We start from the raw sequence: 16,293 nt of genomic DNA on the forward strand, positions 1-16,293 counted from the left end.
ATAAAGGATAGGAAAAAGACAACACACAATGCACCGATAATGCGCACGAGCAGTTTTCGGGTCAGTTTACTCATTTTGATCCTCTAGGCAGTAGCCCATTCCCCGGTAGGTTTTGATCGAATCTTCTCCAATTTTCTCACGCAGTCTGCGGATATGAGTGTCTACGGTGCGTTCCTCGCCGAAATAATCGAAACCCCACACCTGATCCAGCAAAATTTTACGGGTTACAATCTGCCCCTTATTCATTCCCAGTACCTTCATTAATTCGAATTCCTTATGGGTTGCCCCTACATCAACTCCACCACGGTAGATCTTCTGGCCTTCCAGATCCAAGGTCAGTTCTCCCACAATAATCTTGGAGGAAAGTTGCAGCAGCTTCTTTACACGCAATAGCAGGATACGCGAGTCAAACGGCTTGCGCAGATAATCATCCGCCCCGGCCTTCAAGGCAACAAACTCATCATCTGATTCCCCTTTGGCTGTCAGCAGCAGTACCTTCGCCCGACTCGTACGCTTGATTTCCCGGCACACCTCGACACCGCTGCGACCTGGCATCATCCAATCCAAAACCGCCAAATCGATTTGATTATTATAAAAGAGATTCAGGGCTGCTTCCCCATCCTCGGCCAAAAACACTTGAAAGCCCTCTTTAACGAAATAGGCTTTTAATATTTGCAGCATCAGCGGCTCATCATCCGCGAGCAGCAGGTTCATATCTGCGCCTCCTTTCCAAACTGGATTCTACTATACAATCTGTACGTTACAGCTGTGTGACATACCCTTCTGGTTTTTCCCTTTTCCACATCCTATACTGCGGCCTCCGTAACACAAAAGCGCTGAACACTCTCCACTGGTCCCAACATCACAGGCAAAACAAAAAGGAACCCCCACAAGGGTTCCACTTTTTACTTCTCCACACAGGTAATCTGTTTAATTCTCTTCATCCTGGTGAGGCATAACCAAATATTCAGCACCGCCCATATAAGGCTGAAGTGCAGCTGGAATACGAATGCTTCCATCCGCCTGCTGATGATTCTCCAGCAATGGGATCAGTATACGTGGCGAAGCCACAGCCGTATTGTTCAACGTATGGCAGTATGCAAGCTTACCTTGGGCATCACGACAACGAATATTCGAACGCCGAGCCTGGAAGTCATGCAGATTCGACGACGAATGTGTCTCCCCGTACGCATTGCGGCTTGGCATCCAGGTCTCAATATCGTACTGTTTGTACGTTTTCTGCGACATATCCCCTGTACACACAGCCACTACACGATAAGGCAGTTCCAGCAATTGCAGTAATTCCTCGGCGTGTCCCGTAATCTCCTGTAGCATTCGCTCCGATTCTTTCGCATCCGGTGCACAGATAATGACTTGTTCCACTTTGGCAAATTGATGCACCCGGTACAATCCGCGTACATCCCGCCCGCCTGAGCCAACCTCACTGCGGAAACATGTCGATGTGGCTGCCAGCTTGATTGGCTCCTGTACATCCACAATCTCATCCGCATAATACGAAACCAGCGGCACTTCCGATGTTCCCACCAGCCACTTGTTCTCGCCCACTAATTCATAGACCTGATCCCGTCCTGTGGGGAAGAACCCCGTGTTCAAAAGGGTATTCTCCCTCACCATCAGAGGAACTTCCATTGGCGTAAATCCATGCTTCAGCAGCAGATCAAGCGCAAGTTGCTGTACAGCCCGGTGCAGGAGCAGCCCTGCTCCTTTGAGCACATAGCTTCGTGTTCCGCCGATTTTCACCCCACGTGGGATGTCGATTAGGTCATGCCGTTCACCGAGCTCTACGTGATCCTTGGCCTCATAATCGAATACCGGCAGCTCACCCACACGTCTCAGCTCCACATTATCCTCATCCGATGCACCCACTGGCGTGTCCGGCGATACAACATTGGGTACCAACCATTGCAGCCTTGTCACTTCCTCTTGCACAACGGCAAGCTTGGCTTCAACTTGCTCTAACTGACCATTCAGCTGTTTCACCTGTTCCCTTAAACCCTCGGCTTGTTCACGCTCACCAGCTTGCATCAGTCTGCCAATATCTGCAGATAACGAATTACGTACTCTACGTCCTTCTTCCGTTTCCAGTAAAAGTGCTCTGCGCTCCTCGTCCCGTTCCAACAATTCGCGAATACTGATATTCATTCTCTTGCCAACTGCCGCAGCTTGCACCTCTTCTGCATGCTCCCGAATCCACTTCATTTCCAACATGGTCACCGTCTCCTTTGGCTGTAAAAATACAAAGAGCGCCCTCATCCCTTGGGACGAGGAGCGCTCTGCTCGCGGTGCCACCCAACTTGCCAAACCAGAATATTCTGGTTCAGCCTCTTGGTCCGCGATAACGGGCGGTTCCGGTTAACTTGGGGAATGGTTCGCTCCCCTGGCGAAAACGCCTCCGAGTTGGATGCTCTTCAACGGCATGGTCCGATCTGTAATTGTTGTTTTTCAGTATATACGAACTTTAGCCTCCATTGCAAGTTATCCGTGCACACCCTTACATGTCCTGTTATGATAGAGATTGTTTGTTTTTAGGAAATACTCCTGAATGGCAGACTTACTACATAACATAATATCTAGAAGGAGTTTTTCTTCATGAAAAAATTGCTTTGGATTGGATGCTTATCCTATTTCCTCATCGGACTTGCCCATGTGGTTCTCGGCTCCATCCTACCCGTTGCTCTTGAACATTATGGCAAGGATTATAGTCAGGGAGGCACACTGATATTTGCCCAATTTGCCGGGTTCCTGGGTGGTGTATTGTTATCTCCGTGGTTGAATAAACGCTTCGGGAAACGAGGCGGTCTATTAATTGCCGCAGCTCTGCTCTGCATCGCAGAGTTATCCTATATGCTGCTGCCTCCTTGGGGCTGGATGTTCGTCATTGCACCTGCAGCCGGATTCGGATTCGGTATGATAGAAGCTGTCATCGGTACAATCATTATTGCTGCAATTAAAGATAATACGGCGGTTGCCATGAGCCGACTTGAAGTGTTATTTGGTATCGGCGCCATGGTCATGCCTCTCATTGCAAGCGGTCTGATTTCTGCCGGGTACTGGCGCATGTCGTTCCTCGTGGTTGCCGTCTGTGCAGCGATGACTTTTATCTTCTGGGCCAAAAGTTCATTCGGTGAGCTGGACAACGAGCTGAGTCGCCGTAGCTCAGAGCAGACTCCTGTACACACTCACGCTGTTGAATTGCCAAATGAAATGAATCCTACAGACATTAAACCTACTCGTTCAACCTATCACGGCCGTAATTTGGCTCTTCTGTCTTTATTTGTTTTATTTTTCTTTCTCTATGTCGGCACTGAAATGAGCCTTGCCAACTTCATGCCAGCCATTCTGATTGAGAAAATGAACATGAAGGAAGCAGGTGCTGCACTTAGTGTTACCTGCTTCTGGATCGCCATGTCTGTTGGACGACTTTTTGCCGGATATATTGCGGAGAAATTCCAATATCGCGTCTACGTTCTGTACAGTTGCCTTGCAGCAGTTGTACTGCTGATGATCTTTCCTTTTACCAACCAGATCTGGTCGGCATTTCTGATCATTCTGTTGCTCGGGCTCGCATTATCGGGCGTATTCTCCATTGCCCTCGTCTTCGCCAGCAAAATGCTGCCTGGAACAGAAGAATCGACGCCCAGCATCCTGATTGCATCAGGTGGGGTTGGTGGTGCCATTCTGCCTTTGGTTACAGGCTGGAGTCTGGACCATCTGGAGGTTAACCAGTCGGCATGGATGCTTGCCATTTTTGCAGTTGGTCTGCTGATTATCAGCGTGATTGCGTATCAATGGCAGCGTAGGCATACCGTGAGTTCAGCATCGTAATATCTACCGAACAGAAGATAAAATTAAATTCAATTAATCATAGTTGTAAAAAGTTAGGCGTCGTAGCGTGAATGCTACGACGCCTTTTTTGATTTGAAAATGCACAATTACTTCTTTATCTTAGACCAGTGGACGATTGCCCAGGAAATACTTTCAGATGCTCTAAATCGGAACTAACGTTATTTAGGTTGAAGGGACTACACTCCCTTTATCCTTAATGAATTTACCAAATACATATCGAACGAGTGGTCCCAGAATAATGATTTGGTAAGGAAGCGCCAGGCTGAAATTACGAGCAATCGTATGAAGATACGTATTTAGTACGGATGCTCCACTTAACTGATTCGCAAGGTAAGCGGAAATCATTCCGTACAAGGACATGATCAGAACCATTCCAATTACCATGAAAAATGACATAGCGAGCACGCCCAAAATTTTATTGGATTTGTCAAAAGGTAAGGAAAATGCAATTTTTCTCGCTACAGGTCCAACAATGAAGGACTCCACCAGGAACGCAATGATAAAACACAATATGAATTGAAGCAGTATATCTAGCGCGGACATCTTGCTCAATAACCCATTGTGCCATAAATTGAAAGTCATCATGACGACGACCATCCCTGTGCACATCATCATTCCAAAAATAATCTGTTCTTTCTTCGTTGTTGGCAAATCTCTCATCCTCTCTGTTTACCTTCGTAATTATAGAGATAATGACCCCCTCCTCATAAGTGAACATTCTGTGAACAATTATAATTTTTCCAAATTAAAATCTTATTTGACAACCTCGTAGTACAGCCCTATGATATCCCTTAAAATGGTAGAAAATATTCGCTACATATAAGGAGGATTTTGATTATGAGTTTTCAAAAGCGCATTGACCACGTCGGCATTGCCGTTCGTGATCTGGAGACCACGCTGCGTTTCTATACGGAGATTGTTGGTCTTGAATTGAAAGACCGGGTAACCCATACCAACGGTGTCATTCAGCTCGCCTTTCTCGGCTTCAACGGAAGCGATGAGACCGAGATTGAGTTGATTCAGGGATACAGCGACAAGCTGCCTTCCGAAGGTACGGTGCACCATTTTGCCATCCATGTCGATGACCTTGATTCTGAGTACAACCGCATTAAGGCAACTGAGGCCGAATTTATTGATGGTGAGATGATTACACTGCCTAACGGTTACCGTTATTTCTTCATCTATGGACCTGAAAAGGAATGGATTGAGTTCTTCCAGCGCTAAGAATTGGAGCTGATTTATGAACATTTTAATTACCGGCGCAGCCGGAAAAATTGGACGTGACTTGTCCCAACACTTGTCAGAAGCATTTCACCTTCGACTAACGGATTTGAATATCAACAGACTACATACGTATCAAGGGACAAGCCATGAGATCATGACACTGGATGTGACAGATCCCGAAGCCTGTCAGCACGCTTGCGAAGGCATGGATGTGGTTGTACATCTGGCGGGAGATCCTTCCCCGCATGCCGGATTCTATGAATCGTTGTTGGATATTAATATCAAGGGAACATTTAATGTATTCCGTGCAGCTAAGGACCAAGGTGTGCGGAGAGTCATTCTGGCAAGCAGTGCACAGACGATCGAGGGGTATCCCATTGATGCTCAAGTCTATCCGGACATGCCGACACGCCCACGGAATTTGTACGGAGTTAGCAAATGTTTTGGTGAATCGCTCGCTTCCTATTTTGCGTATACCGAAGGTTTACAAAGTGTAGCAGTACGTATAGGTGCATATGATGATTTTCAACCAGATGGACCCGCGCTGGAGGCAAGGGATATGAGCGCGTATATTAGTCCGGCTGACTTGTGTGATTTGATGTTCAAAGCCATTACAACTACAGATCTGGAGCCCTTCACCATACTGCATGGAATCTCGAATAATCGGTTTAAACGATTGAATCTGGAAACCACTCAGAAACAGGTAGGATATGACCCGAAATCCGATGCTTTTGCACTCAGTCAGATTTCCTTATATGATTCGCCACGTTAATTATTGAAAAGAACACATCTAGAGAGGTCGTTATACGCATGTATAATGGCCTCTTTGATTCATTCATACGTGCTCCAATCCAGTTCCTGACTGGACATGCATGGGCCTCTGGCCTATAATTACACCTAGTAATGCCCGTAACTTCATAGTTTCCCAGGGGAGTCGGAATAGGCCGGCTGAGAGTGTATCCCACCAAGATACTGACCCTTAGACCTGATCTGGATCATGCCAGCGTAGGAATCGGAGTATATCGAATTGGCCCAGCCTCTTTGCTGAGTGCCACATCTCTAACGCCTGCACGCGTCCCGGATTAACGGGGCGCTTTTTTTAATGTTCTTTTATATAGCCAGAGAGCTAAAAAAAGTGACGTCATCCGGATCATAGCTGGTATAAATCTGTCGATTTATGCAAGAAGCTTGGATATGAAGCCAAGGAGTACCCCGCGCCACTGGCCGGACAACATGAAGGAGAGAAATGAAGATGAGATGGCGTAAAATGATGGGCCTAATGCTCTTGTGCGTACTACTAGTGGCTGTGGCCGCATGTGGCGGCAAAGAAGCTGCACCTTCAGGAGAAAATGGCAGCAGCAACACCGAAAACAGCAATGAAGGTGACAACGCAGCCCTCAAGGACGTTAAAGTGGTGCTGGACTGGACACCAAATACAAATCATACCGGCCTGTATGCGGCCGTAGATCAAGGTTTTTACAAAGCCGAAGGCTTAAATGTCGAGATTGTACAGCCAGGTGCTGGAGGCGCGGATACGATGGTAGCTTCGAACGAAGTGCCTTTTGGCGTAAGTTATCAGGAGAGTGTAACCCAGGCCCGCACACAGGGGGTACCGCTCGTGTCCATCGCTGCAGTCATTCAGCATAACACGTCCGGATTTGCCGCTCCGGTGGATCGGAACATCAAATCTCCCAAAGATTTTGAAGGCAAAACCTATGGTGGCTGGGGCTCCCCGGTGGAAGAAGCTGTAATGCAGTCCATTATGGAAGGCGAAGGCGCCGATGTATCCAAAGTAAAAAATATTAGCATGGGTGATGCAGACTTCTTCACCGCTGTGAAACGCGATATCGACTTTGCCTGGATTTTCTACGCATGGACGGGCATTGAAGCCGAACTGCGCGGCGAACCGATCGACATGCTGTATGTAAAAGATTATTCCGAAGCTCTGGACTACTACACACCGGTACTCGTTACCAATGAAAAGACGATTCAGAACGATCCCGAGCTGGTTAAAGCGTTCTTGAAAGCGACTTCCGAAGGATATCAATATGCGATTGAACATCCCGAAGACGCTGCCAACATTCTGATCAAGGCTGTACCGGATCTGGATAAGGATCTTGTACTCGCAAGCCAGAAGTGGCTGAGTCCAAAATATCAGGATGACGCACCGCGCTGGGGTGAGCAGAAGCAGGAGGTATGGCAGAACTACACGGATTGGATGTTTAGCAAAAAACTGCTCGATGAGCAGGTAGATGTATCCAAGGCGTATACGAACGAGTTCTTACCCCAATAAAATTATCCATATAAAATGAACTTAGTATTTATACGAGGACGAAGAGGACAGAAATAACGTGAAAAAGCGAAGCGTTCGCCTTTATCACCGGATTTTCCCTTTGGAGAAGGGAATCAAAAAAATCTGGGGATAACAGCGATTGGAAGGTTATTCTGTCATCGAAGTGGCAAGTGTAACAGTCATTAGTTCATTTTATACATTTCGAAAGGAAACGTGATCTCTCATGGCAAGCACACTACTTAGCATTCAAGTCATTCCCAAAACGCCAAATGGCGAAAATTCCTATCCTTATGTTGATCGTGCCATTGAAGTTATTCAGCAGTCCGGCTTGAAATATCAGGTTAATCCACTGGATACCACGATGGAGGGAGAACTGGAGGAACTGCTCGAGGTTGTCCGCAAAATGCACGAAGTTCTCGTGGAAGCTGGCAGCCCAAGCATCATCTCACAGATCAAGATCGCCCATAGCCCAAGCGGCTTCAGCATGGACACCCTGACGGAGAAATATCGCTAATGCATGCCTATTGGAAAAGCGTATGGCCGCCCTTTGTGGCGGTTATTCTCTTTATAGCGATATGGCAGGGAGCTGTCTCCCTGTTCCATATTGAGAAATGGATGCTGCCTGCGCCTTCAGACATCGCCCATGAAGCAGCGTCCCAGGCCGAGCGACTTGGCATGCATGCATGGGCAACAATCCAGCTGACATTGATTGGGTTTGCAGCAGGTACACTTGTGGGATTACTGATTGCGATGGTGCTGCATCTGATTCCATTTTTGAAATCTGCACTCTATCCATTACTTATTCTTAGTCAAAATATACCGACCATTGCGCTTGCTCCGCTCTTGCTGATCTGGTTCGGATTTGGGCTGCTGCCCAAACTAATTACCATCATTCTGGTCTGCTTCTTCCCGGTGGCTGTAGCTGCCATGGACGGATTGACCCGCACCGATGCGGCCATGATGAACTATATGCGCATGGCTGGTGCAAAACGCGGCCAAATTTTCTGGAAGCTCGAACTTCCACATGCATTGCCCTCGGTGTTCTCGGGTATTAAAATTGCCGCTACGTACAGCGTCATGGGTGCGATTATCGCCGAATGGATCGGTGCAGATAAGGGTATCGGTTATTATATGATGCTGCAAAAATCAGCCTATCGGACGGATCGTCTGTTCGTGGCAATCATGATTATTGTGGCATTGAGTCTGCTGCTCTTCCTGCTCATTGCGCTACTGGAAAAGCTGCTCGTACGCTGGCGTCCACAAAAGCGATAACTTTGAAATATGCACCATATAAAGGTTAGGAAGTGATGACAAGATGACACCCGAACACAACGAGCGGGTAGCTGCTGCGCCGAATGAAGTTGCAACCACTCCAACGAGTAGCGGAAGTCCTGAGTATGAAACCGTGTCCTTACCTGCACATCATTCATCACCAGCGTTGGAAGTTCTGAACGTGAATGCTTCGTTCCGAGAGCGACGCAGCACATTGCCCGTTCTGGATGGCCTGTCCCTGACCGTGGGACAAGGAGAATTCGTAGCCATCGTCGGTCCTTCCGGCTGCGGTAAAAGCACCCTGTTTCACATCATCGGCGGTCTACTGAAACCTCAGGAGGGCCAAATCCTGATGAATGGCCAGGATGTTACCGGACAACGCGGCAAGATTAGTTATATGCCACAGCAGCCTGCACTATTTCCATGGCGTACCATCGAGGACAATGTGCTGCTTGCAGGTGAAGTGTCTGCGGACGCACCACCCCGAGCAGAAGCTCTTGCAGATGCCCGGAAGTGGCTGAGCAGTGTCGGACTGGCCGGATTTGAACAAGCCTATCCGCATATGTTATCGGGCGGCATGCAGCAGCGGGTTGCCTTTCTGCGCGCCCTGCTCAGTCCGCAGGAGTTGATGCTGCTGGACGAGCCTTTTAGTGCGCTGGATGCACTGACCCGTAGCGACATGCAGCGCTGGCTGCTCGATATCTGGGAACAGAACCGCCGCTCGGTGCTGTTCATCACGCATAATATCGAGGAAGCATTATTGCTTGCTGACCGTATCTATGTTTTATCGAATCGGCCTGCAGCTGTACTTCACGAAGTCGATGTTCCCTTTGATCGTCCACGTCACGAAGCGATCACGGAGGACTCTGCTTTTCTTGAACGGAAACGGCAGATTTCCCAGTGGATGAGAGAAGAACAGCAGAAAACCCGCCTATCCAAATAGCGCGGGTTTTTGAGTTATTTTTTCCCTAAAATGGGTGATCCAAGACAAACTACGCTGCGTATCATTGGTAAAAGACAAAAAGGAGGGGTCCATCCATGCAATCAACCGCTTTTGCACCCTTGATCGATGCTCATCTTCACCTGGACAAATATACACCTGAAGAACAACGTGAGATGCTGCATTCCTTCCCATCCCAACAGGTTGAGGCGGTCATCGCCGTTTCCATGAATCTGGCATCTGCCCAGACTAACCTGGAACTAGCAACACAATACCCTCGTACCGTATATCCAGCCTTTGGGTTCCATCCTGAGCAGCCCCTGCCGACCCAGGCAGAGCAGAATCTGTTCTTCGACTGGATCGAAAAGCATATGGGACAAGCCACAGCGATTGGGGAAGTTGGATTGCCCTATTACAACCGACAGGAAGCCGAACAGGCAGGACACCAATTTGATCAGAGCGGCTATATCGATCTGTTAGAAAGATTTATCCAGCTAGCTAAGCGACACGGTAAACCGATTGTACTGCACGCTGTATATGAGGATGCCGATATCGCCTGTGACCTACTGGAACAATATCATCATCGTCGGGCTCACTTTCACTGGTTCAAAGGCTCCAAGCGGACCGTCCAGCGAATGGCTGACAATGGTTACTTCGTCTCATTCACACCTGATATTGTGTACGAAGAGGAAATTCGTGAATTAGCGCGCCAGTATCCTTCCGAGCAGGTTATGGCAGAGACCGATGGGCCTTGGCCTTTCGAGGGACCTTTCCAGGGAAGAATGACGCATCCGGCCATGACGAGACAGGTTATTCAGGCATGGAGTGAAGTGACCGGTATGGGAACGGAGCGGGCAGCGCGTCTCTTTTATCAGAATACGAAACGCTTCTACGGTCTTCCTTAGGTCCGAATTGGCATCCAGTCTTATGATGATTCCTTAACTAAATAGGTACAGTTTGCAAAAAAAGAAGTCAGTCGGCATCCGCCAAACTGACTTCTTTTGAATTTACGCTTAACGTTTCAAGAATCCTTTGCCTTCGAGGAATGGCTTCATCTGTAGACGTACCGGTTCAGTGAGGCGTTTCGCCATCATTTCGGACCACGGTGTAGAACGTTCCCCTTGGGTGCGCTCCTTCATGTATGCAGCGGTCGTTTCGTCATAGATCTCGACGCCTTTGAGGGTCTGCTCAGCGTTATAGCGGCCATGGTGTAAGACGGCTTCCAGCGGTAGACGCGGACGAATACCCGTCTCCTGATCAGCAACACCAATGCACATACCATATACTGGATAGACGCCGTCAGGCAAGCCCAATACTTCGCTAACTTCCTCAATGCGATTGCGCAGCCCACCAATATATACAATTCCGAAACCTAGTGACTCTGCTGCAAGCGCAGCATTTTGCGATGCGAGTGCAACATCAATTGTGGCCACCATAAAGTTTTCAGTGGAGTCCTCATAGGATTCTTTTTCAGGCAAATAACGCTTGGCAGCATCACTCAAGCGATAAAGGTCAGCACACCATACAAGAAACACAGGGCATTCGTTGACGTAAGACTGATTACCTGCCAATTCAGCCATTTTGGCCTTCTGCTCCTGTTCGGTTACAGCAATTATAGTATAGGCCTGCACACTACTTGAAGAGGAAGCCATCTGCCCAGCCGCCACGATTGCTGCCAGCTGCTCCTTACTTACCGGGTCTGGCTTGAATTTCCGCACAGAGCGGTGCTTCATCATCAATTCAATGGTTTCGTTCATTGCTATTCACTCCCAATCCTCGTAGTACGAATTCAATGGTCTGCTCAGCCAGCTCATCTGTGTTCATATCCTGATAGTCAAAGCTAAATCGTGAGTTTTTGGCCCGTTTGTGCGCCAAAGCTACACCCATGACCTGAAGCATCGCATAAGATACGGATTCGATCTGAAATACGCCCTGCTCCTTGCCTTCTTGCAGTAGTTCTCTCACTCTGGTCCAGACGGGGTCCAAAAAACGAAACACGGTATCTGTGCGATGGGTACGCAGCGTAATTTCAAGCTGCACAATATCGCTCATCTCCCGGTCCGTCATTGTGAACTTTACAACTTCACCTATGATTCGTCGGATACCCTCCACGGGGGAGGACATGGACTCTTCAGCCAACTCATTCATCATATGATCAGGAAAAAAGTGCTCAAATAATGCTTCGAACACCTTTTCTTTTCCGCCAAAATGATACGAGACAAGCGATACATTCGCACCCGCCTCATCACAGATTTGACGAACACTCGTCCCGTCATACCCCTTCTGTGCAAAAAGTTTCTTGGCTGCAAGCAATATCCTCGTTTTTATATCCAATTCCGGTTCCGTCATTCCGTCCGCTCCTCTTGTCCGTTCTATTCATTTGCTCCAGCTCACCGGGCTGCAGCGAGACTACTCTATCGTTTCATTATGAAAGTTTGTGCATCAAAGCGCAAGGTGTGCCGCCTGTGTTCCTGCAAAGCTAGCCACCTCAACCTACTATTAAACCAAGCACCCCGGTGAAAATCACCGGGGTGCTTGGCCATATCCTATGAAGAACAACCATGATGACAGGAATATTAGCTGTTCATTTGTGCCGGGCTTGGTGCCCCAGCTGGCATGCGTTGTTTTTTCAACAACGTCACCACCAGGGAGAGGGCTACAGCAACCAGCAAAACAATAACAATCGAGCCAGCAGCGGATTGAACTCCTGGTCCGCCCAGTTGAGCGCTCAGAACACCTTGAACAGCATATGTGGCTGGCAGATACTGACCAATACCACTGTAGAAACTGTTCAGCAATTCACGTGGCACCATTGCACCGGAAGATACCAGTTGCAGCGACAGTGAGATGATGTTGAACAAGCTTCCTGCTGGTCCAAAGCAGATCAGGAAGAACTGGGAGAAGAACATGAATGTGCAGAGGAACAGCGCCTGGAACAACCAGAATGCGATAAATCCTTGCTGGATCTGTCCGCCCAGCGACACAATCAGTGATGATCCCAGCAGAGAAACCACAAGAGCAGACCCCAAATTAATGACTACTCTGGCACCAAACAATGTCCAGCGGGAGTGAGTAGCAGACAGCATACCCATCGCGGTCTGCAGATTCATCCCCATAATCATGGCTCCCACATAAGAAGCGAGTACCATCATCATCGGAACCATCTGGTTGTTCATGCCGTTAACCGGATTCATGGAAGTGGTTGTACCTTCCACTCGTGTAGTCAGGTTGGCAGCAGCTTCAGCTGCCTGATCTGCAGGCGCTCCGGAAGCCGTCAACACAGCTTGCACACCTTGAGCGGTTGCTTGCTTGTTAATCGTGTTCGTCACGCTTTGCGATACACCTTGCATCATGCTTTTGATCGTAACCGGATTCGCCTCGTTGATGGTGTACTTGATTTCGGCAGTGGAACCGGCTGTCTGAATCAGCTGGTTAAAACCTGCAGGAATATTGAGCACCATATGAATCTTACGATGATTTAACTGGTCAAGTGCTTCGGCAGCACTCAGATTCGTTACGGTTTGAAAAGGAAGCGTCTCAGCCATACGATCTGCGATCCCTTTGGACTGTTCTCCATCCTCATTGACAACGGCAACCGTCAATTCATTCATCCGGTCATTCACTCCGGAATATGCTGTCATCCAGATCACGCTGAAGATCACTTGGAACATAAGTGCCGTCACGATCCCCACAATTACTGGCGGTTTTTTCAACAATATACGTAAAGCCTGCAACATAAATGATGTCCTCCATTACTAATTAGTTCGAATTTGATGTAAACGATTGTTTAAATCAAACGATCGTTTTAAATTTTAAGTCTATATGTCTATATTGTCAATCTATTTCTGAAAGGTTCAGAAATATAAAGATGTGTTTCGCAAACAATGAATTCCATTTCATAAGAGGACATCACTTCACACGCTCACCTTCCATTAACAAGGAAAGGACCATTCCTTTAACATATTTCAAACACCTTTTATCAACAAAAAAGGCACGATCCGCCGTAGCGTACCGCACCCTATGCTTACTCTTGAGTATAATGCAAAGTTGAATTACGTCCCTCAATGGACATCAGTCATTGCTTTTAAGTTTCATTCGTTGCAGACGCAGCGAATTCAGTACAACCGACACGGAGCTGAACGCCATGGCCGCACCTGCTAACCAAGGAGCCAGGAAGCCCACTGCTGCAATTGGAATACCAATCACGTTATAGCCAAGTGCCCAGAACAGGTTCTGCTTAATATTGCCCATCGTGCGCCGGCTCATCTCAATTGCATCTGCAATACTGTTCAGATCGCCGCGCATTAACGTAATATCCGCTGCTTCCATCGCTACATCAGTTCCGGTTCCAATGGCCATACCGATATCGGCTGTAGCAAGGGCCGGAGCATCGTTGATACCATCTCCAACCATCGCTACCTTGAGGCCACTCTCCTGAAGTTTTTTCACTTCTGCCGCTTTGCCCTCTGGCAGTACCTCAGCCAGAACTTTATTAATTCCGGCTTGCTCTGCTACAGCGCGTGCTGTCCGCTCATTATCTCCCGTAATCATGATGACATCGATTCCCATAGCATGAAGCCGCTGAATGGCTTCCCGTGAAGTATCCTTGATGGTGTCCGCCACGGCAACAAGCCCAGCCCATTGACCATCCACCGCGACCAGCATCGCTGTGCGCCCTTGTTCTTCAAGGTTGTTCATCTGTTGCATGGTTTCCTCGGAGACATTCACCTTCGCATCTGTAAGCAGTCGGCGTGTCCCGACCAGGATCTCTTGTCCCTTAACCCGAGCTCGCACACCATATCCCGGTATGTTCTCGAATTGCTCTGATTGGGTTAACTCCAGACCTTTACCTCGGATTCCTTCCACAATCGCCTCAGCCAAAGGATGCTCCGAACTCTGCTCTGCCGCTCCCACCCGTTGCAGCAGCTCTGCCTCCGTCCATTCTGGAGCCGTCACCACATCCGTAAGCACGGGCTTGCCTTGGGTAACTGTGCCTGTTTTGTCCAGTACAACGGTCTGGATCTGCTGTGCCGATTCCAGATGTTCGCCGCCTTTGAACAACACACCATATTCCGCCGCGCGCCCTGATCCAGCCATTATGGACGTTGGTGTTGCGAGTCCAAGCGCACAAGGACAGGCAATAACAAGTACAGCAATCGCCTTCTCCAGCGAACCAGCAAAGTCACCAGGACTGGCGAACAGATACCAGATTAGGAACGTGACTACCGCGATGCCTACAACAATTGGAACAAAGATGCCTGAGATCACATCGGCAATCCGCTGAATAGGGGCCTTGGAACCTTGCGCTTGTTCAACCACTTTAATGATCTGCGATAACGCCGTGTCCGAGCCCACGCGGGTCGCACGCAGTCTTAATACTCCATTTTTGTTCAGCGTAGCGCCTGTAACGGCATCCCCTGGTTTTTTATCCACGGGCAGGCTCTCTCCGCTTAACATGGATTCGTCGACAGAAGATTGCCCTTCCTCCACGATGCCATCCACAGGAATGCTGTCTCCGGGTTTTACCAGAACAAGATCACCTACCGCAACATATGCCGACGGTACAATAACTTCCTGTCCATCACGAATCACTCTGGCTTCACGCGGAGCCAGTTCGATGAGGCTTTTAATCGCCTGAGAGGAGCGCCCTTTAGCTACGGCCTCAAACCATTTTCCCAATAGGATCAACGTAATCAGGATTGCACTCGTCTCATAATAAAGCTCCACGGTTGGCATGGCTGCTGTAGCCATTCCCGTCCCACCATGATCCATCATGGTCGAAGCTGCATTGCCACTGGTCAGGGTCAGATACAGACTGTAGAAGAACGCCGCACTTGTACCCAAAGCAACCAGTACATCCATATTGGCACTGCCATTACGAAGTGCTTTATAGGCTCCCACATAGAACTGCCATCCGATGACAAACTGTACCGGCGTTGCCAACACCAGTTGGAACCATGGGTTCATGAAAAGATCCGGTACCCAGATCCACGAGGTGAATGAGAAGTGGCCCACCATGGCCCAAAGCAGCGGCAAAGATAACAGGGCGGAGATCATCCACTTCCACTTTTTGCGCTGTAATTCACGCTCACGCACCGACTGGGTATCTTCCTGTGTCTGCTGCAATTCCGCACCATAACCGAGCTGCTTGATCTTCGCCGTAATATCGGTTGCCTTCAATACTCCTGCTGCAAATTCCACATGTCCCGTTTCCAGCGCCAGGTTCACGTTTGCACGGGATACACCCGGCAACCGGGAAAGACCTTTTTCGATTCGGGTAGAACAAGCGGCACAGGTCATGCCTGTAATGTCCAGATCCACGGATTCCGTTACTGTACCATAACCAAGTGCTTCCACTTTATCCCGCAAAGCATTGATGTTCGTTGTCTTCGGATCATAGGATACCGTCGCTTGTTCTATAGCGAGGTTAACATTCGCCTGATTGACCCCTTCCATTCGGGACAATCCCTTCTCAATCCGGGTAGAGCAGGCAGCACAGGTCATCCCTGTAATTTGCAGTGTTGTCTGTAATCCCGCTGTTTCCGGTGATGGTACGGGTTCTGATGCAGTTGTGTTGTCCGTTGTTGATGACTTATCCATGTTGTTAGCTCCTTTCTCTATGAAATATTTTTATCTATCCAATACCCCCAAGGGGTATATAAAAGACAGAAAATCAGGCTTAAACAATGAACTCATT

At 48.5% G+C, this 16,293-nt stretch carries 15 protein-coding genes and 1 riboswitch; of the genes, 8 read left to right on the forward strand and 7 right to left on the reverse strand.

Annotated elements, in window-relative coordinates:
- Positions 1-66: 66 nt before the first annotated feature.
- Together ACR1R9_RS25090 and serS are read right to left on the reverse strand one after the other, a co-directional pair.
- A complete protein-coding gene (locus ACR1R9_RS25090) occupies positions 67-714 on the reverse strand; it encodes a response regulator transcription factor (protein WP_433922414.1) in 648 nt (215 codons plus the stop codon).
- A 216-nt stretch (positions 715-930) separates the two neighbouring features.
- On the reverse strand, positions 931-2,229 hold the full coding sequence (serS, locus tag ACR1R9_RS25095) for a serine--tRNA ligase (RefSeq protein WP_433922413.1): 1,299 nt from the start codon (positions 2,227-2,229) through the stop codon (positions 931-933).
- Between the two features lie 381 nt (positions 2,230-2,610).
- Here serS and ACR1R9_RS25100 point away from each other — a divergent pair, with 381 nt between their 5' ends.
- A complete protein-coding gene (locus ACR1R9_RS25100) occupies positions 2,611-3,846 on the forward strand; it encodes an MFS transporter (RefSeq protein ID WP_326064237.1) in 1,236 nt (411 codons plus the stop codon).
- A 183-nt stretch (positions 3,847-4,029) separates the two neighbouring features.
- On the opposite strand, the gene ACR1R9_RS25105 is transcribed toward ACR1R9_RS25100, so the two are convergent.
- The gene (locus tag ACR1R9_RS25105) at positions 4,030-4,518 is read right to left on the reverse strand and encodes a hypothetical protein (RefSeq protein ID WP_076290654.1); all 489 of its coding nucleotides are present in this window, start codon (positions 4,516-4,518) and stop codon (positions 4,030-4,032) included.
- A gap of 186 nt (positions 4,519-4,704) precedes the next feature.
- On the opposite strand from ACR1R9_RS25105, the gene ACR1R9_RS25110 reads away from it, so the two are divergent.
- From ACR1R9_RS25110 to ACR1R9_RS25140, 7 genes are all read left to right on the forward strand, one after another.
- Positions 4,705-5,091 (forward strand): VOC family protein, encoded by a 387-nt coding sequence (locus ACR1R9_RS25110; protein WP_076290655.1) that lies wholly within the window; start codon positions 4,705-4,707, stop codon positions 5,089-5,091.
- A gap of 16 nt (positions 5,092-5,107) precedes the next feature.
- Complete coding sequence (locus ACR1R9_RS25115) at positions 5,108-5,863, forward strand: NAD-dependent epimerase/dehydratase family protein (RefSeq protein WP_310854356.1); 756 nt, start codon at positions 5,108-5,110, stop codon at positions 5,861-5,863.
- Between the two features lie 145 nt (positions 5,864-6,008).
- Positions 6,009-6,121: riboswitch (TPP riboswitch) on the forward strand.
- A gap of 222 nt (positions 6,122-6,343) precedes the next feature.
- Positions 6,344-7,384: an ABC transporter substrate-binding protein gene (locus tag ACR1R9_RS25120; protein ID WP_433922412.1), complete on the forward strand. Its 1,041-nt coding sequence runs from the start codon at positions 6,344-6,346 to the stop codon at positions 7,382-7,384.
- Between the two features lie 223 nt (positions 7,385-7,607).
- A complete protein-coding gene (locus ACR1R9_RS25125) occupies positions 7,608-7,898 on the forward strand; it encodes a thiamine-binding protein (RefSeq protein WP_024632265.1) in 291 nt (96 codons plus the stop codon).
- Positions 7,898-8,656: an ABC transporter permease gene (locus ACR1R9_RS25130; RefSeq protein ID WP_063566244.1), complete on the forward strand. Its 759-nt coding sequence runs from the start codon at positions 7,898-7,900 to the stop codon at positions 8,654-8,656. The genes ACR1R9_RS25125 and ACR1R9_RS25130 overlap by 1 nt, the downstream gene beginning before the upstream one ends.
- Before the next feature lie 43 nt (positions 8,657-8,699).
- The gene (locus ACR1R9_RS25135; protein ID WP_433922411.1) at positions 8,700-9,599 is read left to right on the forward strand and encodes an ABC transporter ATP-binding protein; all 900 of its coding nucleotides are present in this window, start codon (positions 8,700-8,702) and stop codon (positions 9,597-9,599) included.
- Between the two features lie 95 nt (positions 9,600-9,694).
- On the forward strand, positions 9,695-10,501 hold the full coding sequence (locus ACR1R9_RS25140; RefSeq protein ID WP_433922410.1) for a TatD family hydrolase: 807 nt from the start codon (positions 9,695-9,697) through the stop codon (positions 10,499-10,501).
- A gap of 108 nt (positions 10,502-10,609) precedes the next feature.
- On the opposite strand, the gene nfsA is transcribed toward ACR1R9_RS25140, so the two are convergent.
- The 4 genes from nfsA to ACR1R9_RS25160 form a co-directional block, all read right to left on the reverse strand.
- Entirely contained in the window at positions 10,610-11,353 is a 744-nt protein-coding gene (nfsA, locus tag ACR1R9_RS25145) for an oxygen-insensitive NADPH nitroreductase (RefSeq protein ID WP_099858655.1), read from the reverse strand.
- The gene (locus ACR1R9_RS25150; RefSeq protein WP_433922409.1) at positions 11,337-11,945 is read right to left on the reverse strand and encodes a TetR family transcriptional regulator; all 609 of its coding nucleotides are present in this window, start codon (positions 11,943-11,945) and stop codon (positions 11,337-11,339) included. Before ACR1R9_RS25150 ends, nfsA begins: the two co-directional genes overlap by 17 nt.
- 227 nt (positions 11,946-12,172) lie before the next feature.
- A complete protein-coding gene (locus ACR1R9_RS25155; protein WP_433922408.1) occupies positions 12,173-13,333 on the reverse strand; it encodes a YhgE/Pip domain-containing protein in 1,161 nt (386 codons plus the stop codon).
- Positions 13,334-13,667: 334 nt separating this feature from the next.
- Complete coding sequence (locus tag ACR1R9_RS25160) at positions 13,668-16,196, reverse strand: heavy metal translocating P-type ATPase (protein ID WP_310854351.1); 2,529 nt, start codon at positions 16,194-16,196, stop codon at positions 13,668-13,670.
- Between the last annotated feature and the right edge of the window lie 97 nt (positions 16,197-16,293).

Source organism: Paenibacillus taichungensis (assembly GCF_050994985.1).
GTDB lineage: Bacteria > Bacillota > Bacilli > Paenibacillales > Paenibacillaceae > Paenibacillus > Paenibacillus taichungensis.